A 22062-nucleotide genomic window follows, 5' to 3' on the forward strand; every position below is an offset into this window, starting at 1 on the left:
CTAGAATTTTTAGAGCAAGATATGGGTTATTGTTGTCTTATTTTTAATTTTCTATCCGAAGAATTGCTTTTGAATTTAAAAGTCATTGCCTCTTTCTTTACAGTTGAAATGATAAAGAACAACGCTCCTAATGCACTAACAAATAATATTAAAATACCGAAGATATCGTCTGCATTCATTATGAAATGATTATATATGATGGAAATAGTTAAAATGATTGGGGCTAATGTAAAAAATATACGGGTTTTATATTTAATACAAAAAATGGCTGCCAAAAACGTTAGAAATTGACAGCCATCAAATATATATAATAATTTTTATTTTCTACAATCTTCCGTCTTTAATTTCTTCAACTATTTCAGGATTTAATAAAGTAGTTGTATCTCCGAAATTTGAGAAATCGCCTTCGGCTATTTTACGCAGAATTCTTCGCATGATTTTTCCTGAACGGGTTTTAGGCAAGCCCGAAACGAATTGTATTTTGTCGAGTTTTGCAATTGGTCCAATTTGCCCAGAAATAAGCTGATTGATCTCATTTCGAAGATTATCCTGATTTCGACTTTCACCAGTTTCCTTCAAAATCACATAGCCGTATAATGCATTTCCTTTGATATCGTGAGGGAAACCAACAATTGCAGATTCTGCAACAGCGGGATGCTCGTTGATGGCATCTTCAATTGGAGCAGTCCCTAGATTATGACCGGAAACAATGACAACATCATCAACACGACCTGTGATTCTATAGTAGCCAACTTCATCTCGCAAGGCTCCATCCCCTGTGAAATATTTTCCTGGAAAGGTAGAAAAATAAGTGTCCTTGTATCTTTGATGATCGCCCCAAATGGTTCTTGCTATTCCAGGCCACGGAAATTTAATGCACAAACTTCCAACTACTTGATTACCTTCAATTTCATTACGTTTTTCATCCATCAATACGGGTTGAATTCCAGGTAATGGTAAAGTTGCATACGTTGGTTTTGTTGGTGTTACGAAGGGAATTGGCGAAATCATGATGCCACCTGTTTCGGTTTGCCACCAAGTGTCTACCAAAGGACAACGCTTTCCTCCAACGTGATCGTTGTACCAGTGCCAAGCCTCTTCATTGATGGGTTCTCCAACAGATCCGATTACTTTTAAAGAACTCAAAGGAAATCTTTGAACGAAATCTAAACTTTCCTTCGCCAAAGATCGAATGGCAGTTGGAGCTGTATAAAATTGTGTAACTTTATGTTTTTCAATCACTTCCCAAAATCTGCTGAAATCAGGGTAAGAAGGTACACCTTCAAAAATTACGGTTGTTGCACCATTCAAAAGTGGTCCGTAAAGAATATAGGAATGTCCTGTAATCCATCCAATATCAGCTGTACACCAATAAATATCATTTTCTTCATAATTGAAAACATTCTTAAAAGTATAGGCTGTATAAACCATATATCCAGCTGTAGTGTGAACCATTCCTTTAGGTTTTCCGGTAGATCCAGAAGTATAAAGAATAAACAACGGATCTTCGGCATCCATGATTTCAGCCACATTATTATCTGAAGCTTCATCTAAAAGAGGTTGCAGCCATTGGTCTCTTCCGGCTGTCATGTTCACATCAGAATTGATTCTTTTTGCAACCAAAACCGTTTGAACCGAAGGACAAGTTGTCAGAGCTTCGTCGATAATTCCTTTTAAATCAATAGTTTTGTTGCCACGATAGCCTCCATCAGAAGTGATGACCATTTTACAATCGGAATCATTGATCCTTGTTGCAACTGCCGAAGCTGAAAAACCAGCAAAAACCACCGAATGAATGGCTCCAATTCTGGCACAAGCCAATACAGCAACGGCCAATTCTGGAATCATAGGAAGATAGATGCAAACCCTATCCCCTTTTTCGATGCCTTGTTCCCTCAATACATTTGCCATTTTAGAAACACGTTGGTACAATTCATTATAAGTTATATGCTGTGCTTCTTCTTTAGGGTCGTTTGGTTCAAAAATTATTGCTGTCTTATTCCCTCTTCGTGTTAAATGACGGTCTATACAGTTCTTGACGATATTTACTTTTGCACCACTGAACCAACTGATTTCGGCTTCAGCCATATTGAATTCAACCACCTTATCCCATTGTTGGTACCAGGTGAAATTTTCTTCTGCAATTTTTCCCCAGAATTTTCTTGGCTCACGAATTGACTTATTATAGTGCTTGAAATATTGTTCCAGATTTTTGACTTGATAGTAGCTCATAATCGTCTTTGATTTTTAAATTCTATTGATAATGTAAATATAAATAACATAAGTTTATTTTTTCATATATTTATGCTAAATTAGTATATACAACTTTTTGTTATTGTTGTAGTAGTTGATTTACTTGCTCTACCAGCTTCTTTACAGAAAAAGGTTTTGTGATGTATAAATTTGCTCCAAGTGAAAGTCCTTTTTCGATATCTTTTTCCTTGTTTTTTGCAGTCAGGAAAATAACCTTTGTGTCTTTTAAACGTTCGTCTTTCTTGATTTGTTCCAATGTGTTATAACCGTCAACATTGGGCATCATAATATCCAGAATGATGATATTTGGCTGGGAATCTTTTAAAATATCCAATGCTTCTTGACCATCTCGGGCGATAAAAACCTCGAAATTATTTTTCTTAAAGGTATATTCCAATGACATTACAATGTTTGGTTCGTCATCAACAATTAATATCTTTTTCATTTTTAATGCTGTTATTCTTTTATATGATTTGGAATAGTAAAGCTAATTCGTGCTCCAGATTTAGGAATATTATTGGCCCAAATTCTGCCTTTATGATGTTCAATTATTTTTTTACAAATAGCTAATCCTAAACCACTTCCAATTGGTTTATTAATGTTTTGGTTTGATGATTGGTAGAATTTGTCAAAGATGGCTTCAAAGTCGTTTACATCAATTCCTTTTCCATTATCTTCTACTCCAACTTCTATAGATTCATTATTTTCTTTAATAAAGATAGTAATTATTCCATCTTGTTCCGGACAAAATTTTATGGCGTTAGACAAGAGATTATTTAAAACTTGCGTAATCCTATCTTCGTCATATAAAGCTTCAATAGTATTTTTTTTGGAAACAATTTCCACCTTGATGTTTTTGTTTTCAATCAGTTGGCTCAATTGCTTGACGGTTTCCGAAATGGTATGGTAGATGTTATTTGGAGTTAGTTCTATTTTTTGTTTGCCTGAATCAAATTTTTCAAGGTCTAAAATCTTTGAAATCAACCGATTCAATCGGTCGGATTCTGTGATGATATTTTGAAGGAACTGCTTTTTCATTTCGTGAGGCACGTCGTCGTCGTCGTGCAAAATTTCCGTTGCCGCTCGGATTGCCGTAATTGGTGTTCTTAATTCGTGTGAAATCGTATCCAAAAATTCATCTTTCTGCTTGTCCTTACTGATTAAATCGTCGTTGGCTTTCTTTAATTTAGCCGTGATTGCATTTAATTCCCTAGAAGTTTCGGTCAGTTTTTTATTGATGATGATGTTTTCCTTTGATTCTTCCAAAATCTTCAAAACTTCAGGAAGCGACACTTTTTCTTCCTTTACAACACTTGCAATCAAAATCTTGGCGGAAGCCGTACCAATATGCCCCGTCAATAAATTCTCTGCAAATTTTATCAATCTTGCATCGGCCAACTCTTCGGTTTTTTCAACATTATATTTTAAACGGAAAAGATTAAGTGCCCTTTTTGTTCGTTCTTCGCCTAAAAACCGATTCAATACTTTTTGAATATCACTTGTGTAAGCTGTTCCTTTCCAGATGAATGCATTTTCGTGCATCGTGATGTATTTGTCAATATCAACAAACATTTCCGCATAATTCCGTTCCCTGTAATTTCCCTTGAAGCTTACAGAAACAGCCAAATATGCCAATGTATTGAATAGAATACTCCAGAACAAAGCCTGTGGAACGGGATCGAGATAATCAATTCCAAAGAGTTGAAAGGGTTTTAAAAGCTCAATTCCAAACAAGCCCTTGGTGATAAAAGTACTTTCAAAATTGGTTATTCCGATGGCATAAGGAATTAATAGTGTATAAGTACAGATTAAAAAGCCAATTGTCATTCCAGCTACAGCACCATTTCTTGAACCTCTTCGCCATAAAATCGCACCGAAAAAAGCTGGAGCCAGTTGTGCAATTATTACGAAAGATACCATTCCGATAGAAAATAAATTATACTCTAGAACAAAATATCTGTAAATAAAATAGGATAGAATAATCAGTGAAAAAATACCCACTTTTCTGATCTTTACAATCCTTTTCGTATTGGTTTCCTGTACTTCACTTTGCAATCTTCCTAAAAAACCATAGGGAATTAAAACGTTGTTACTTAACATAGTAGAAAGTCCGATTGACGAAACTACAATCATCGAAATAGCTGCAGAAAATCCGCCAAGGAAAACCATAACCGTAACAAGTTGATTATTAAAAAACTGCGGAATTAAAAGTGAATAAGTATCGGGGTTTACAGCTTGTCCTTCAAAAAGGATATTTCCTCCCCAAGCTACTGGATATACAAAAATATTAAACAGTAAAAGGTATAAGGGAAAAAGCCAAATGGCTGTCTTGACATGACTTTCTCTATTGTTTTCTACGACAGACATTTGGAATTGTCTAGGCAAAAGAAATATAGCAAAAAGCGATAATACACAAAGAAAGAACCAGTTTATGGCTTGCGGAAGTCCACCGATTGTATTTTTTTCTTTAAAATTTTCCAATAGACTTGCTTGTACATAAATATCATCGAAGCCATCAAAGACAAAAAAGGTGACATAAATTCCGAGCAGTATAAAAAAGAATAATTTCAGGATGGATTCCATGGCAACTGCAGTTACAATTCCTTTTCTTTTTTCGGACGCATCCACATATCGGGTTCCGTAATAGGAAGAAAACAATGCTAATGCAATAGCAACATAGGTTATAGTATCATTAAAAATATTTGAATTGGAAGATGTTTTGGTAACAACGTGAAAAGTTTCTGAGATGGCTTTTAATTGTAAAGCAATGTAAGGCAGGATTCCAAAAATACAAATCAAGGTAACCAAAGCTCCCAAGAAACGGCTGTTTCCATATCGAAGCGAAATGAAATCCGCTATACTGGAAATCTTATTTACTTTGGAAATCCGGATGATCTTTCTCAAAATAATAATCCAAGCCGGAAGTATGATGATTGGACCAATGTATATCGGAAGGTAACTCAACCCCGAATTTGCGGCAACTCCAATGCTTCCGTAATAGGTCCATGCACTGCAATAAACCGCCAATGACAAAGTGTAAACATACGGATTGTTGGTCCATTTTGAATTGCCTCGTTTTTCGGCCCAATGTGCAATCACAAAGAGCAGGGCCAAATAAATGGATAAGATGATCAATAATCCGATGCTACTCATAATATCTTTTTATAACCAGCAATGAAATTAAAATGGAGAATATCCAGAGTGAGAAAAAGTAAACGTAAATTAAAGGAATCCCCATAACCGAAACCGAGCTGTCAAAAATCAGCAACAGTGGCATGTTGAAGCAAAGCAACAATAGAAGCGAAAGGATGATTAATTTTTGTTCGTGTCTTTTTTTCATTTTTTAAAATTAAGAAATCTTCATCCATTTTTGGATGAAGATTTCTATTAAAATCATTATGAAGTTGTTTTTAGTGCGAACTTGCTTCGCCAACACCAGAAGGAATTCTAATGTTTTCGACAATATCTTGCACATCTTGAGGAGGTGGTGCCGTGAATTTACAAATTGTAAAAGATACTAGAAAGTTTACCACCATTGCAACCGTTCCAAATCCTTCCGGCGAAATTCCAAACCACCAGCCGCCTTTTAAGCCTTCAACGGCTGTTTTGCCACCATCAAATATTCCAAATTTGAATTTGAGCATATAGAAAAGCATCAAGCATAAACCAACGACCATTCCACCAATTGCACCTTCTTTATTCATTCGCTTATAAAAAATACCTAAAATAATGGCTGGAAAAAAGGATGCTGCGGCTAAACCAAATGCCAAAGCTACCACAGCCGCCACAAAACCTGGAGGATCAATACCAAAATATCCGGCAACACAAACTGCCACAGTTGCCGCAATTCTTGCCGCCCAAAGCTCCCCTTTTTCAGAAATGTCTGGTTTGATCATTTTTTTAATCAAATCATGAGATATTGAAGATGAAATCACCAATAGTAATCCTGCTGCTGTTGACAATGCTGCTGCCAAAGCTCCAGCTGCCACTAATGCAATTACCCAATTTGGCAAGCTTGCAATTTCTGGATTTGCCAATACCATGATATCATTGTCGATTGTAAGCTCATTTTTTTCTTTATCAGCTACATATTGAATTTTTCCATCACCGTTTTTATCGTCATGCACTAATAGACCCGTTTTTTCCCATTTTTTAAACCAAGCTGGCATTGCAGAGGCTTCCTTTTCACTCACGGTTTCAATTAGATTTACTTTTGCAAAAACAGCAACTGCTGGAGCTGTTGTATATAATATAGCGATTAAAAGCAAAGCCCATCCGGCTGATTTCCTGGCATCTTTTACTTTCTTAACCGTAAAAAATCGAACAATAACGTGTGGTAAGCCTGCAGTACCAGCCATAAGTGCCAAAGTAATAGCAAAAACATCAAAAGTACTTTTGGTGCCACTTGTATATTCTGCAAAACCAAGTTCAGTAGATAATCCGTTCAACTTGTCAATCAGATACATTCCAGAACCATCATTAATGGTCCCTCCCATTCCCAATTGCGGAATTGGGTTTCCTGTCATTTGTAAAGAGATAAAAATGGCAGGTACCATAAAGGCAAAAATCAAAACGCAATATTGGGCAACCTGAGTATAAGTAATACCTTTCATACCACCAAGAACAGCATAAAAAAGCACAATAATCATCCCAATAATTACTCCCGTATTGATATCTACTTCTAAAAATCGGGAGAAGACCAATCCGACACCTCGCATTTGCCCTGCTACATAAGTAAAGGAAACGATTAATGCACAAATTACGGCAACTGTTCTGGCCGTTTTAGAATAATACCGTTCTCCGATGAAATCAGGAACAGTGAATTTTCCAAATTTTCTCAAATATGGAGCCAAAAGCAATGCTAAAAGCACATAACCTCCTGTCCAACCCATCAAATAAACGGCTCCATCATATCCCGAAAAAGAAATGATTCCAGCCATCGAAATAAATGAAGCGGCCGACATCCAGTCTGCAGCAGTTGCCATTCCGTTTGCCAAAGGCGAAACTCCACCTCCTGCAACATAAAATTCCTTTGTGGATCCGGCTCTTGACCAAATGGCAATTCCAATATATAAAGCAAAAGTAATACCTACGATAATATAGGTCCAAGTTTGTATATCCATGATTTTCTAGTTTTATTCGTTATCTTCGTAATTGTATTTTTTATCCAGTTTGTTCATTAGTCGTACATACACAAAAATGAGTATGACAAAAACATAAATCGATCCTTGTTGTGCAAACCAAAATCCGACTGGAAATCCGGCTAATTTGAAATTATTAAGTTGTTCTGCGAAAAGAATTCCTGCACCAAAGGATACTAAAAACCAAATAGAAAGTAGTATATAAAGGTATTTTAGGTTATTCTTCCAATAAGCCGTAGCTTTTTCTTGTGGTGTCATAGTTATAGATATTTAAGTGATTTTATAAATAGATTTGTAATTGAAGTATGAACTCTCCCTTTGATGTTTTTGTATCTGGAGCAGTATAAACAGGTCGTGTTGAATATTGTGTGGTAATTTTTGCATGATGTCCATCTATGAAGAAATTCGCCCCAATATCAAATTGACTGCTCGATTGTTCCAAAGCATCGAAATCTTTGTAGGTAAACGCTCCAAATGGCTGGATTCTCACTTTAGGTTTTTCTTGAGAAGTTGGAAGCAAAACTCCAGCTTGAGTATACCAGATATTTCCTGAACCGATTGTCGGTTGAAGGTTTCCGGCTCCAGCCAATGCCGTTGCACCAGTAAAATCAGGATTGGCAACACCAACATTCATGATGCCTAAATTTCTCAAATAATTTGGACCAAAATCATAATCGTAGAAAACACTGTATGCTGTTATGGCCATTTTCTTTTCCGGGTTCCCGATTGGCATATCCAAAAAAACATCGGCAGAAAGTAGTGTGATATCATGCTTTTCAACATTCCCAGCAACCGAAGTCCTGGTTGCATTTGGAGCATTGTAGAATCCAGCCCCAATATTAAACATTTTCTTGGTTCCTAAGTAGGAACCAACTTTATAGGGCAATACATTTGATTCTATATCAAAAAATTGATATTCAAAATAACCTGCTTTCGACCATTTTGTATTGCCACTATTATCAACTGCAACTGCCAAATCAGAAGTTGGAACATCGGCTGGAGCCAAATTTGTTGCGAAAGGTTTGTTATAACTCACACGGTATTCAAATTTTCCATATTTCCCTTTTGCAAATAATCCGCCTTGACGGGCAAACTGATCGGAGTTTTCAATCAAAGGCCAATTGAAAATTGGGGCATCAATAGCCAAATAATTTAAGGTTGATGACATCGTCATACGCGAAAGTCCCATATAATAATGTAAACCACCTCCAAGAGAAAGACTGAATTTTTTATCAGCTTGAGGAAGAACTAAAGCATATTCGTTCCATGCATCGTGAAAAAACAAGCCTGGTTTTTTTCCTTGTCCATAGCCTCCGGTTCCTGCAGTTCCTGCAGCACCACCATTTGTAAAAGTTTGATTGTTTATTCCGAAATGCGTTACAATCATATAACGTGGAGAAACTTGGGCATGAAGAAGAATCCTGAGTCGTCTGTTTCCGATGTCGGTGCTTGAGGAAGCTTCTTCTCCATTGATCATCGTTCCGGGATTCATTTGTGTAGAACGTAACCAGACTTGATTCCAAGCCAAAACCCTGAGGTATTTGGAACCATCTTCCTTTAAGTTGAATTTCATTCCTGCACCATAATCTGGTGAACCTTGCGAGAAAGACTTCGCTGTAAAGCAGACCAAAGCTGCTATCAGATAAATTCGTTTCATAATGCTTCTTGGTTAGGGGTTAATTTGTCTTTCGACAGTACCAAATTGCATAATTATATCGTTGTAGAAATATTTTAATATATATAATTGTAAAGTAGTATAGTTAGTCCTTGAAACGCTCCCATTTTATAAGCATAAATTTATCGCCAAGTTCGGTAATAATCATTCCGGCACCCGATAGTTGGTCTTTGTTTTTGAGGTATTCAATTAGTTCTAAATGATTGAAAATCTTATAGGTTGGATGATAATCTGCTTGAGCAGGTTTCTTGATATTGAATTCCTTTATCCAATTGCTAACCGTAACGTGCGAAACCCCAATTATACGTTCGATTTCGCGAAAACTCAGGCCTTCTAAATAAAGTTGTAGGGCTTTGGTAACATAGTAGTTATCAATCTTTTTTCCGATTTTATTGACTGTAAAAAAGTAGTTGCATTTTTTGCACAAATACCTTTGCCTGTCTTTGATGATTCCACTTTTAACGATGTGATTATCCTGACACTTTGGACACGCTAAAATCTCCATGTATATAAATTTTGCATAAATATACTATTTTAGCAAATATATAAAAAAGGAAAGTGTAAAAAATATTTGTTATTTTTATGTACTACCTAATTTTAGTAGTAAATTTTTATTGAAATAATAAATATTGCCAATAAATAAAAAACGGATAAAACCTAAAGCTCTATCCGTTTGTATATTTTTTAGAGGATTGAAGATTAACCTCCGTTCATCAATCTATTTAAAAGAAGTTCCAAATTAACGCTTGCAAAACCCGAACTATGATCAGACAATCCATAAGGAATAATTAATTCTCCATTATGAACAATTGAACCACAAGAATACACCACATTCGGAACATATCCTTCGCGTTCGTCTGGATTTGGCATGATCAAAGGTTCTCTCAAACGACCAATTTCTCTTTCCGGATGTTCCAGATCCAATAATGAAGCTCCAATGCAATAACGTCTCATTGGTCCGACTGCATGTGTCATAACGAGCCATCCGTGTTTGGTTTCAATTGGTGAACCACAATTTCCTATTTGAACTAATTCCCAAGGGTAAAGCGGACTCTGGATTTTTATGGGATCGTCCCAAATATTGATATTATCGGAATACATCAGATAATTGTTCCAACCATCTATGCGTGACATCATTACGAATTTTCCGTTTATCTTTCGAGGAAATAAAGCGAGATTTTTATTCTTGGCTCCTTCCCCATTCAAAGGAGAAGTTTTAAAATCGTAGAAATCAGTCGTCTGTAAAAGCTTTGGCATGATGTGAACGCCATCATAAGCGGTATAAGTCGCATAATAAACCGTCTGACCGTTTTCTTTTGTGAATTTTACAAATCGGGCATCTTCAATTCCCTTGCTTTCAAAGTCGGAGATTGGAAAAATAACCCTGTCACTGATATCAGTATCCCTCGAAAAGCTTATTTTTCTATAACTGTCTGACAAGGCTAAAATTTGATTGTATTGCTTGATGGTTTTCTCGTCCTTGGTTTGCTCTTTTGCTTGAAGAACAAGTTTTTTTAAGCTTTCATAATCAAAACGCTCTTCAAGTCGTTCATCTACATCTTTTAGGAAATCTGAATTTATGTCAGCTTCCTCGCCTTTTTTCAAAAAGAGGCTCTTCTGATAAATCATCTGATGCATTTTCTCGGCTTCATCAACATAGTTTCCGGCAGGAATCACAATGATGTTCATGTTCTTGTCAATCATTGCCCGACGAAAAACCACAGATGAAATGTGTCCTTCTCCAACGGCTCGAAAGCTTATAATCAAGCGTGACTGTCCATCTTCAAGATGACTTTGATCGGGATCTAAAATTATGGATGGATTAAAAAACGCAGCCGATTCTATGGAATATTCATGCGTGAAATAGGCTCCAATCAGATATTTGGTATAAATATTCATCTGCTCGAAATCGGCACCACTTTTTTCTATGCAATGCCTTACTTTTTCGCAATGTTTCAGTAATTTCTTGGTGATGTTTCTATGTCGTTTTGAAAAATCCTGCAACAAGGGAGAAACAATAGAAAACACCTCTTCATTGCTCATTTCCATTATTTTACTGACCAAAAACATTGCTCTTTCTTCGCCGTTAAAAAAATATCGAGCAATGACACGTTTTGGGTCAGGATATACTTTTACCGCTTTTCTTTCGATGGATAATCTCATATAGAAATGATTTTAATTATTAGGATTAATAGTTTCTTGGGGTTAGAAGATTCTAAATTACAATTAAATTTTAACATTTGATTGTTGCGAATTGCTAAAAGTTTCCTAATTCATATAATTGAAGTTTACAGACGTATGAATTCATAGAATTAAAAAAGCCGCTACAAAAGTAACGGCTTTACCAAGTTCCGCTTTTTAGGAAACGGAACTTAACTATAACAAACTAGATTCTAAAAACTCATTTTAAAAAGGCACATTGCATTTGATTATGCAAACCGTCTTGTTTTCCGAGAAATAATTTCGGCAATTTCTCCTATTCTCCACGGAAAAGCATTTTCCTCTTCTTCATTATAATGTTCTGAATTAGAGAAATTTATATTATTTCCCAGCAAAGCAATTACTTGAATAGTTTGATTAATAAGCGTATTGACGGCATATGCAGTGACACAACTAATTTTATTAGTATTCACATCAAATCGATAGGAATTCATTGTCTTGGTTACAGCACCAAAAGGATTCCAATAGGTAGCAACAGTTATCTTTCGATCGGTTGTCTTTAATATTTTTGCAATTTCCGGAGAGGATAACGTTGTGTTCGACATTTGCGGAAGCGATGCTATTGTTTCATAAAAAGTATCGCTTGCAAGGATTTCATTCGCTTTTTCGACAGCCCTCATTACAGAAGCACTTCGTCCTGAAAATAGTAATGTAATCATGATAAATCTTTTTTAGGTTTGGTGTTGGGTTTTTTACTGATGTAAATTTCGGGTAAAGTATTTAATCCCACAATCCGTATAAATACGGATTTTTTAATCACCAAAACAAAGAAAAAGATTACAATAAATTAAAGTTGAACGATTTTATTTTGAAGAGCGAATACTACTAAACCCGCGACGTTCTTGGTTTGTGTCTTTAAAAGAAGACTATTTCGATGGCTCTCAACTGTTCTGGGGCTGATAAATATTTTTTCTGCAATTTCGGCTGTACTGTGTTGACGGCAAATTAATTCAAGGACTTCCCTTTCGCGAGAAGTAAGAAAATCATCGCTCAATATGTTCAGTATTTTTTTATTGGGAGAAAAATTATCGCTCAAGACTTTTAGTACATTTTCATTGTAATAAAAACCTTTATTGGCAACTTCGCTGATGGTTTTGATCATTTCGTCAGGATGTGCATTTTTTATAAGATAAGATGCAACTCCTTCCTGGATCATATTTGCTATAAACAAAGGGGTGTGATAACTGGTTAAGGCTATGATTTTGATTTCCGGAAATTCCTTTCTGATTGTTTTCGTGGCTTCAACACCATTTATAATCGGCATATTGATGTCCATCAAGATAATATCAGGTAGGACTTTTGCCTTATTGAGATATTCGATAAGCTCTTCGCCATCTCCAGCTTCAAAAACGATGTTGATGTTTTTCTTCCTTTCGAGCAAGAAGATGATGCCTTTTCTAAAAAGGACTTCATCATCTACCACTATGATCTGAATTTTTTCGGACATTAAAAAGATAGTTTAGCCATTATACCTTTGTTTTCAATACTCTTTATTTCGAATTTTCCATTCAAAAAAGCTGTCCTGCTTTTAATGTTTTTCATTCCGATGCCGTTTTTGGCCTCGGCTTGTTTTATGTTAAAGCCAATTCCGTTATCCGAATAATGAATATGACAAATATTGTTTTCATTTTTAACTTCAATCCGAATTTTAGAAGCTTTTCCGTGCTTGATAGAATTGTTGATGAGTTCCTGTATGATCCTGAAAACATGCAGATGTCCTTTGGTATCAATTTTTTCAAAAGCAATTTGTTCTTTTGGATTGTTATATGTCACGTTCATAATCTCGCCTTGGCAATTGGAATGACAGAGTTCTTCCAACGCTGCATGGAGTCCAAAGTTATCGAGAATTGGTGGCAAGAGATCATGTGCGATACGGCGTGAGTTCTCCAAAACTTGTCCTGTAATCAAAATTATATTGGAACTTATTTCATCAAAATCTTTTTCGGGAAGGTTTTTACTGGCCAACAAATGAGCATTTAATGATATAATATTTAGTTTGGAACTAATATCATCGTGAAGATCTCGTGCAATTCTTTGGCGTTCTTTTTCTTGTGTTTCCAAGGTTGCTTCAAGAAGTTTTAGCTGATGTGTTAATTCCAAATCTTTTTTCTCCAATTCCTTTTTAAGGATTTTTTTTCGAGAATAATAAAAAAACAACAATAACGAAACAGCCATTAACACAAAAGCTACAAAAGTATAGACAACTGCCTCAATAAATTGTTCTGCGTTTGGGGTGACCTGCATTTTGTTGGGCTAAAGAAAAAATTTATAGATGTTAAAGATATAAATTTTATGGATATGCGTGAAGGTTTAAACAATCACAGAATCGGCTTTCTTGATTCTTCTCCATTCTATAAAGATATAAACCTGATAAACAACATATAGAAAACCATTCAAGGTATAGATGATTTTTCCATAAGAGGGTTCAATTGTACTCAAAATATCACCTGACATAAACAGTACCGTACTTCCAAATATATAGATGAAAATTCCCGTATTTAGGTAATAATATTGTTTGCTCTCGGCCAATATATTGTAAAAATGAAACAAGGCATAAATCAATATCAAAAATGAAGTGATGAAAATTTCCAATAAATTGAAAGTATAAAAAAGTGAAGGGTTGAGATAATATTGAATACCTAAGATTATAAAACACAAAAATAACCCCGCTACTACACTTCTTTTCTGTGAAATAACGGGTAAGATAGTTTTATAAAACAAACTCAGCAACACAAACTGAAGTATAAAATAAAAATGCGACAAGAACAAATTGTTTAGGCCGTTTCTACTGTAATATCGCGTTGTCAGCTGGATAACTGCAATAACAAGCATATAGAACGTGAAGATTCTCATTGTCCTGTTGTATTTCTTAAATTGAGATAACAACAAAACCAAATTGATCAATAACAACAAATAATTGAAATCAGCAATATATCTCTGCACAAGAAAATGTTTTAAAGACGGTTGATGTGTGAAGGTCCATTGTTGCAACAGCTCGGACAAGGTTCTGCAAAATCATAGATGTGGAATCCCTTGGCAGGATCAATCATATCATTCCCATTCGCATCTACTCCAACAACCAAAACAGTGGGTTCGTTGTTGTCTTTAACAGCAAGATAGGTTCTGATGTCAACTGTTCCAGGTTGATTCATTAAAGCTGTTATATTTTTTCCTGGAATCTTAAATGCTTTTATTCCTTTAAGAATATTTACATCATTGTTCCATTTCTCTGCCCATTTTTGAGCAACCTCTAAGTTAATCGGATTTAGTGTCATAGGTTTAATTGTTTTTGGTTGATTTTTTTGGTGAATCACTAACAAAATAATGCTATTAAATCTTAATATCAAAAGAAGTATGAAAAAATAGGTATTTATACGTAGCCAAAGTAGTAGGATAAAATTCCATATTCCTTATTTTTATCCCACAAATAACAAAAATCATTAAAAATGATTCATAAAATTTTCTTTTATTTGTGCAAACAACAATAATATGGAATTCAATCCTGACGAGCTGGATCAAAAAGCCATTTACAAGTTACTTACTGGCGCGATTATTCCACGTCCAATTGGCTGGATATCTTCAATAAGCGAAGATGGAATACTCAACCTCGCCCCTTTTTCTTTCTTCAATGCCGTTGGCGACGATCCTCCTCACGTCATGTTCTCCGCTTCCGGTTCTCCAAACGCAAACAGAGATACTTTAAGCAATGTCCTGGCAACAAAACAGTTTGTTGTCAATATGGTAACCGAAGAATTGGTGGAGCAAATGAACATGACAGCCCAATCTATTCCTTCTCTCGAAAGCGAATTCGATCATGCTGGTGTCACTCCAATTGCTTCTGTAAAAATAAAACCGCCACGTGTCAAGGAATGCCTTATTTCGATGGAATGTGAATTGGTTCATCATTATACCCTTGAAAACAACAGATTTGGCGGTCAAACCATCATGGTTGGAAAAGTCGTTATGTTCCATTTCCACGAAAGCGTTTTACTGGACGATTATAAAATTAATATGGAAAAATACAGTCCCATTTCAAGACTTGCTGGGTCAGGTTATTCTAAATTAGGAGAAATTTTCTCTGTCAAACGAAATTAAAATGAAAATTACAATTATAGGTGGAGGTCCAGGCGGACTTTACTTTTCAATACTTACCAAAAAAGCACTTCCCGATTGTCAAATCGACATTTATGAACGAAACAAAGCCGATGATAGTTTTGGTTTTGGCGTAGTATTCTCTGATGAAACTTTGGGCGAATTCCTAACCCGAGATACAAAATCGTATGATTTAATCCGAAATGAATTTGCCTATTGGGACGATATCGTAGTAGCCCGAAATGGTGAAACAGTCAACATCGCTGGAAACGGTTTTTGTGGCTGTTCCCGAAAAACGTTGTTGCAATTGTTACAGCAAAGATGCCGTGAAGAAGGCGTCAATCTTCATTTCGAACACAATGTTGATGATTTAAGCCATTTCAAGGATTCTGATTATATTGTGGCTTGTGACGGTATCAACAGTGCAATTAGAGATAAATTTGCATCTGATTTTGGCACAAAAACCGAATTAAAGAAAAATAAATTCGTCTGGCTGGGTTCTACAAAACCGCTCGATGCCTTTACTTATTTCTTCAGAACAACCGCTTTCGGAACTTTTGTAGCACATTCCTACCAATACCAAAAAGGAATGAGCACTTGGATTTTCGAATGCAGTCCACAAACTTGGGAAAACGCAGGCTTTGAAACTACAAATGAAGAAGATACAATCGACAGGATTTCTAAAATATTTGCCGAAGAATTAGATGGTCACGGCCTGATTTCAAACCGATCCCATTGGCGTCAATTTCCAGCTATTACTAACGATGTTTGGTACAAGGATAACATTGTTTTATTGGGAGATGCCAAGGCTACAGCCCATTATTCAATAGGCTCGGGAACAAAACTCGCTATGGAATGTGCCATTGCTTTGTCCGATTCCATTGTTGAATTTGGCACTGATAAAGACAAGGCTTTCGCCAAATACGAACAGCTCCGTCGAAACCGTGTCGAAATGATCCAGCACGCTGCCAACGTCTCGCTCGAATGGTTCGAAAACATGGACCGTCACATTAAACACGATTTCTATCAATTTGCTTTTGGCGTGATGACGCGTGCCAAGAAGGTAACGTTTGAAAATCTTGCCCTTCGTGACAAATCCTTTCCAGAAAAGGTCTTGAATGAATTCAATACAAAACGTGGAATCGAAAATCTAAAAACACCGGCCGCCTTCACTCCTTTTTCATTACGAAAAATGGAACTGCAAAACAGGATTGTGATGGCTCCTATGGGACAATATTCTGCCGAAGATGGACTTATAAACGATTGGCATTTTACCCATTATACGAATCGTGCAATTGGAGGTTTAGGATTGATTTTAACCGAAATGACTGCTATTTCCCAAACAGGAAGAATTACTTTAGGTTGTACAGGTATATATACTAATGAACAATTAGTTGAGTGGAAAAAATTAGTTGATTTCATTCATACAAACACTTCTACAAAAATAGGAATCCAACTTGGTCATTCAGGTCGAAAAGGAAGCATCAAAAAACCTTGGGAAGGAACAAACGAACCTTTGGAAAACAGTTGGAACTTGATTTCGGCTTCGTCAATTGCTTTCAATGAAAAGTTAAGTATTCCAAAAGAAATAACTCTTTCGGATATGGATGAAATAGTTGCTCAATTTGTCCAAGCTACAAAAAATGCCGATGAAGCAGGATTTGATATGATGGAATTGCAAGCTCATCACGGTTATTTATTGGCTTCTTTTTTATCCCCTTTAACCAATATTCGTAAGGATGAATTCGGCGGAAGCATCGAAAACAGATTGAAATTCCCGTTAAGGGTTTTCAATGAAATGCGAAAGGTTTTCAATCAAGACAAACCAATGTCAGTAAGGATTTCGGCTTCAGATTGGGCCGAAAACGGAATCACAGAAGAAGATGTTTTTACAATTGCCGAAGCTTTTAAAAACGCTGGAGCTGATATCATAAACGTTTCAACAGGAAATACGGTTTCGCATCAAAAACCAGCAATTGGCAGGATGTGGCAGACACCTTTTTCCGAAGCTATTCGAAATACGGTTGATATTCCAACTATTACGGCTGGATACATTCAAGACATTGACCAAATTAATACCATTTTATTAAACGGTCGAGCCGATTTGGTAGCCTTAGGGAAAACATTGCTTCTAGAGCCGAATTTCGTTCGGAATGCCCAAGCTTATGAACAATTTGAAAGCAACGATGTTCCAGTTCAATATAAGATAGCACTTCCTCATTTTTACCCAATGAAAGCAGGAGAACGAAAAATGGTCGAAGGAATGAAGAAAGCATTGAAACCAGAATCGCATAAGTAAAGTATTAAGATAAAGTATTAAGACCAACCTTTACGACTTTGTGTCTTAGCGAGAAATTAAATTAAAATGAAACACTACCAAGATAATTTCGCCCATAATCATCTTCCTTCAGAGGATTTACAGCCTGACTACATCTGGAGTCATCCTGATTTTGAATTCCCAGAAAATCTTAATTGTGTAGATAAATTACTTGACAATCATATAAAGGAAGGTCGAGGAAATGCTATCGCAATTCAAACCTTTACAGAAAAATGGACTTTTCAAGATTTATACGAAAAATCCAATCAGATTGCACACGTTTTAGTAGATGATTTAGGATTTGTTTCAGGTAATCGCGTTTTGATCCGTTCGGCTAACAATCCGATGTTTGTAGCTTGTTGGTTTGCTATTTTAAAAGCTGGCGGAATCGTTGTGGCAACCATGCCTCTTTTACGAGAAAAGGAATTATCGGTCATGATCGAAAGTGCCGAAATATCACATGCTTTTTGTGATATCAGATTGTGCGACGAAATGAATCTTGTAAATTCTCCTTTTTTGAAAAATGTTTGCACTTACGATGGTTTGAATGAAAATACCTCTGATTTGGAAAAATTGATGGCTTCAAAACCTACAACTTTTCATAATTATCATACACTTTCAACATCAATTTGTCTTATAGGATTTACTTCTGGAACCACCGGAAAACCTAAAATGACCTCACATTATCACAAAGATATTCTATTGATTTGCGAAGCTTTTCCCAAATATTCATTGCAACCAACAGCACACGATATTTTCACAGGAAGTCCACCTTTGGGTTTCACGTTTGGACTTGGTGGATTGGTTTTGTTTCCATTTTACTATGGAGCTTCCACCTTTTTAATAGAAAAACCATCGCCTGAACTTTTGCTTAAAGCGATAGAAGAGTACAAGATAACTATCTGTTTTACAGCACCAACAGCTTGGAGAGTTATCACTTCTAAAGTGAAAGAATTTGATATTTCGTCGTTGCGAAAATGTGTATCAGCCGGAGAAGCTTTGCCTTTAAAGGTTTGGGAAGATTGGTACGAAGCCACAGGATTAAAAATCATTGATGGTATTGGTTCTACCGAAATACTTCATATTTTTATATCATCAAATGAAGAAAACATGCGAAAAGGTGCCACCGGTTTGCCAATTCGTGGTTATGAAGCTAAGATCGTAGACAAAAAGGGAAATGAAGTTGCTGTAAATGAGCCTGGAAGATTAGCGATTCGAGGAATTACAGGTTGCAAATATTTGAATTCTACAGAAAAACAAAAAGAATATGTTCAGAATAAATGGAACATCACAGGCGATATTTTCCGCAAGGACGAAGACGGTTATTTTTGGTTCGTAGCCCGTGGCGACGATATGATTATCTCATCAGGTTATAATATTGCGGCAATCGAAGTTGAAAGTGTTTTGTTGACACACGATGACATTGCCGAATGTGCCGTGGTTGGTTTGCCGAATGAAGAAAGAGGAATGCTGGTTTGTGCTTATATTGTTTTAAAAGAGCAAGCAAAGGCTAATTCAGAGTTTGCAAAGCATATCCAGGATTGGTTCAAGGAAGTTGCCGCTCCCTATAAATATCCAAGAGAAATACGTTTTATTGAAAGTTTACCAAAGACGGAAACAGGCAAGATTCAACGATTTAAATTAAAAAATTAGCAAAACAAAATGAGCAATTATTTTATAAAAAAAGAAAAAATACGTTTCAAACACGTTGATTATGCCGGAATTGTCTTCTATCCAAGGTTCTTGGAAATGCTGAATGATTTGGTGGAAGATTGGTTCGAAGAAGCCTTGGAACGACCTTTTTCTAAAATACATGAAACCAATGGGATTCCTACGGTCGATTTAAAAGTGCAATTTAAAAAAGCAGCTCGTTTGGGAGAAATTTTAACGAAATCGCTTTGGGTAAAAAATATTGGAGGTGCTTCACTCCTATGCGGTTTTAAATTTGAAGACGAAGAAGGAAAAATATGCTTAGAAGGAGAAGTAACTTTGGTAAATGTAGCTTTCAAAGATAATCGTGGCGGTATAAAAGCCGAATCATTTTCGGAAGAAATGAAAGAAAAGATATCAAAATTTGTTCTGTCTTAATACTCCAATCTTAATACAACAAAAATGGAATTTAAAAAATTCAAAGCAGCAACCGTTCAAACTTCACCCGTTTTTTTAAACGTAGAAAAAACTATTGAAAAAGCGGTTTCATTTATAAAAGAAGCTTCTTCAAATGGTGCGAATCTTATTGCTTTTCCGGAAGTATTTGTTGCAGGTTATCCGTATTGGAATTGGATTATGACGCCTGTTCAAGGAAGCAAATGGTACGAAGCCTTATACAAAAGTGCCGTAAAAGTTAGCGATGAAGCCATGCAACCTTTATTTGAAGCCGCAAAGCAATACAATTGCCATGTTGTAATTGGAATCAATGAACGTGGCGACAGTTATGGCGAAATCTATAATACAAACTTGATTATTAACAATAAAGGTGAAGTAATAGGAAAACACCGAAAGCTAGTGCCAACCTGGGCAGAAAAGCTTACCTGGACAAGTGGTGACGGTTCTTCCCTAAAAGTATATAATACTGAAATTGGTCCAATTGGAACTTTGGCTTGTGGCGAAAACACCAATACTTTGGCCCGTTTTACATTGTTAGCTCAAGGCGAATTGATTCACATTGCGAATTATATTTCATTGCCGGTTGCCCCACCCGATTACGATATGGCCGAAGCGATCAAAATTCGAGCGGCAGCCCATTCCTTTGAAGGCAAATTGTTTACAATAGTTTCCTGTTCAACAATTTCACAGGAAATAAAGGATGCCTTGCGTGAAGATGTTCCAAATGTAGATGAATTGTTGACACGGAAAAGTTCGGCTTTTTCAGGATTTATTGGTCCGAACGGAGCTGTAATTGGTGAACCTTTGATTGATGAAGAAGGAATTGTATATGCTGATATCGATTTGGAAAAATGCATTCAGCCAAAACAAATGCACGATATCCTCGGACATTACAACCGTTTTGATATTTTTGATTTGAGAGTGAATGTTGCTCCAACAAGGAAGATTACTTTTGTGGATAATCATGAGGATTTCAACAAAAAGTAATTTTCTACGGTTGCCAAAACTATGATTAATTAAATAGCCCCGATTGGAGAAAGTAGCTTTTTGTTCTGGGGTTCAGAACAAAAACTACTTCGGAAAGCGGGAATATGGATTCTGAAAAAGCCCGAGCGATTTGCTCCAAAATATAAAATTATGGAAGGAAAACACAACGACGACGTAATTGGAAGAGCCAGAGTGCAAGATACTCCAGAGCTCGAAGCCTATTATAAGGAACTCGAAACCCTTGGTGCCGGTGCTTTGTGGACGGTTGCGAATGATATTGAGCCTTGGGAACCGAGAACTTCATCAGTGCCAATGCTCTGGAAATACGATGATTTGAGGGATTTAGTTTTGAAATCCTCTGAATTGGTGACACCTGAAAAAGCGGGACGTCGCGTGGTTTATTTGGTCAACGACAAGCGAAAAGATGTTTCGGCTGCCGTTGGCTGGTTGTACACCGGAATTCAGGTTACACGACCTGGCGAAAGCACTTCGGCCCATCGTCACAAGGCTTCGGCTTTGCGTTTCATTATGGAAGGCGAAGGCGGATATACCGTTGTGGATGGAAACAAGATCACTTTTGAAGTCAACGATTTTGTGATTACACCAAATTCTACCTGGCACGAACACGGAGTTGCCGAAAACGGAAAAACGTGTATTTGGCAAGACGGTTTGGATATTCCGTTGGTAAATGCTTTGGAGGCAAATGATTATGCCGTTTTTGACGGAAAGCAACCTTTAGAAACCCCAATAAACTATTCCCCAATTACTTATGGTGGTTCATCTGGACTATTACCTTCAGGCCAAAAATGGGACAAACCCTATTCTCCTTTGTTCAAATACGCTTGGAAATCGGTTTATCCAGCCTTGGTTGAAGCTTCTAAAATCAAGGAAGTTTCTCCTTTTGATGGAATTCTAATGAACTATTCAAACCCACTAACAGGTGGTCACGTGATGCAAACTATGGGAGCTTCGATGCAATTATTGCCAGCTGGTTTCAAAGGAAAAGCTCACAAACATACAGGTTCTTTTGTGTATCAATGTGCCAAAGGAAAAGGCTATTCCATCATCGACGGAAAGCGTTTCGACTGGAAAGAACGCGATATTTTTTGTGTTCCGTCATGGGCTTTGCACGAACATGTAAACTTATCCGAAACAGAAGATGCTTGCTTATTTTCTTTTAATGATTTGCCAGTGATTGAAAAATTAGGATTGTATCAAGAGCAAAATTATACTGAAAATAACGGTTTTCAATTTATTTAGAAGCGAAGCTT

At 36.4% G+C, this 22062-nt stretch carries 20 protein-coding genes; 6 read left to right on the plus strand and 14 right to left on the minus strand.

All coding sequences use genetic code 11. The annotated features are described in order from the left end of the window. Window positions 1-26 precede the first annotated feature (26 nt). The 14 genes from J2X31_RS06780 to J2X31_RS06845 form a co-directional block, all read right to left on the minus strand. Complete coding sequence (locus J2X31_RS06780) at window positions 27-179, minus strand: hypothetical protein (RefSeq protein ID WP_310025488.1); 153 nt, start codon at window positions 177-179, stop codon at window positions 27-29. Between the two features lie 145 nt (window positions 180-324). Then, complete coding sequence (gene acs, locus J2X31_RS06785; protein WP_310025489.1) at window positions 325-2232, minus strand: acetate--CoA ligase; 1908 nt, start codon at window positions 2230-2232, stop codon at window positions 325-327. 100 nt (window positions 2233-2332) lie between these two features. Then, a complete protein-coding gene (locus J2X31_RS06790; protein ID WP_310025490.1) occupies window positions 2333-2698 on the minus strand; it encodes a response regulator transcription factor in 366 nt (121 codons plus the stop codon). Window positions 2699-2709: 11 nt separating this feature from the next. After that, window positions 2710-5406, minus strand: a complete 2697-nt coding sequence (locus J2X31_RS06795; protein WP_310025491.1) for an ATP-binding protein — start codon at window positions 5404-5406, stop codon at window positions 2710-2712. A 257-nt stretch (window positions 5407-5663) separates the two neighbouring features. Beyond that, a complete protein-coding gene (locus J2X31_RS06800) occupies window positions 5664-7376 on the minus strand; it encodes a sodium:solute symporter family protein (RefSeq protein ID WP_310025492.1) in 1713 nt (570 codons plus the stop codon). A 12-nt stretch (window positions 7377-7388) separates the two neighbouring features. After that, entirely contained in the window at window positions 7389-7652 is a 264-nt protein-coding gene (locus J2X31_RS06805; RefSeq protein ID WP_310025493.1) for a DUF4212 domain-containing protein, read from the minus strand. Window positions 7653-7674: 22 nt separating this feature from the next. After that, a complete protein-coding gene (locus J2X31_RS06810; protein ID WP_310025494.1) occupies window positions 7675-9051 on the minus strand; it encodes a porin in 1377 nt (458 codons plus the stop codon). Window positions 9052-9154: 103 nt separating this feature from the next. Beyond that, the gene (locus J2X31_RS06815; protein WP_310025495.1) at window positions 9155-9574 is read right to left on the minus strand and encodes a transposase-like zinc-binding domain-containing protein; all 420 of its coding nucleotides are present in this window, start codon (window positions 9572-9574) and stop codon (window positions 9155-9157) included. Window positions 9575-9768: 194 nt separating this feature from the next. After that, the gene (locus J2X31_RS06820; RefSeq protein ID WP_310025496.1) at window positions 9769-11232 is read right to left on the minus strand and encodes a glycoside hydrolase family 130 protein; all 1464 of its coding nucleotides are present in this window, start codon (window positions 11230-11232) and stop codon (window positions 9769-9771) included. Window positions 11233-11498: 266 nt separating this feature from the next. After that, window positions 11499-11948 carry a hypothetical protein gene (locus J2X31_RS06825; protein WP_310025497.1) on the minus strand — a complete coding sequence of 150 codons (450 nt, stop codon included), beginning with the start codon at window positions 11946-11948 and terminating at the stop codon, window positions 11499-11501. A gap of 128 nt (window positions 11949-12076) precedes the next feature. Continuing rightward, entirely contained in the window at window positions 12077-12736 is a 660-nt protein-coding gene (locus J2X31_RS06830; protein WP_310025498.1) for a response regulator, read from the minus strand. Then, on the minus strand, window positions 12736-13533 hold the full coding sequence (locus tag J2X31_RS06835; RefSeq protein WP_310025499.1) for a sensor histidine kinase: 798 nt from the start codon (window positions 13531-13533) through the stop codon (window positions 12736-12738). Before J2X31_RS06835 ends, J2X31_RS06830 begins: the two co-directional genes overlap by 1 nt. A 66-nt stretch (window positions 13534-13599) precedes the next feature. After that, window positions 13600-14232, minus strand: coding sequence for a hypothetical protein (locus tag J2X31_RS06840; protein ID WP_310025501.1), 633 nt, complete (start codon window positions 14230-14232; stop codon window positions 13600-13602). Between the two features lie 11 nt (window positions 14233-14243). Beyond that, on the minus strand, window positions 14244-14564 hold the full coding sequence (locus J2X31_RS06845) for a hypothetical protein (protein ID WP_310025502.1): 321 nt from the start codon (window positions 14562-14564) through the stop codon (window positions 14244-14246). 214 nt (window positions 14565-14778) lie between these two features. Between J2X31_RS06845 and J2X31_RS06850 the strand changes: the two genes are divergently transcribed. The 6 genes from J2X31_RS06850 to J2X31_RS06875 all read left to right on the plus strand — a co-directional run bounded on the left by J2X31_RS06850 (window position 14779) and on the right by J2X31_RS06875 (window position 22051). Continuing rightward, window positions 14779-15384, plus strand: coding sequence for a flavin reductase family protein (locus J2X31_RS06850; RefSeq protein ID WP_310025503.1), 606 nt, complete (start codon window positions 14779-14781; stop codon window positions 15382-15384). A 1-nt stretch (window position 15385) separates the two neighbouring features. Beyond that, complete coding sequence (locus J2X31_RS06855; RefSeq protein ID WP_310025506.1) at window positions 15386-17680, plus strand: oxidoreductase; 2295 nt, start codon at window positions 15386-15388, stop codon at window positions 17678-17680. Between the two features lie 66 nt (window positions 17681-17746). Further along, window positions 17747-19351 (plus strand): AMP-binding protein, encoded by a 1605-nt coding sequence (locus tag J2X31_RS06860; RefSeq protein ID WP_310025508.1) that lies wholly within the window; start codon window positions 17747-17749, stop codon window positions 19349-19351. A 9-nt stretch (window positions 19352-19360) separates the two neighbouring features. Then, on the plus strand, window positions 19361-19786 hold the full coding sequence (locus J2X31_RS06865; protein ID WP_310025510.1) for an acyl-CoA thioesterase: 426 nt from the start codon (window positions 19361-19363) through the stop codon (window positions 19784-19786). Window positions 19787-19810: 24 nt separating this feature from the next. After that, window positions 19811-20791, plus strand: a complete 981-nt coding sequence (locus J2X31_RS06870; protein ID WP_310025513.1) for a carbon-nitrogen hydrolase family protein — start codon at window positions 19811-19813, stop codon at window positions 20789-20791. Window positions 20792-20941: 150 nt separating this feature from the next. After that, the gene (locus J2X31_RS06875) at window positions 20942-22051 is read left to right on the plus strand and encodes a cupin domain-containing protein (protein ID WP_310025514.1); all 1110 of its coding nucleotides are present in this window, start codon (window positions 20942-20944) and stop codon (window positions 22049-22051) included. Window positions 22052-22062: the final 11 nt, after the last annotated feature.

Source organism: Flavobacterium arsenatis (assembly GCF_031456785.1).
Taxonomy (GTDB): Bacteria; Bacteroidota; Bacteroidia; order Flavobacteriales; family Flavobacteriaceae; genus Flavobacterium; species Flavobacterium arsenatis.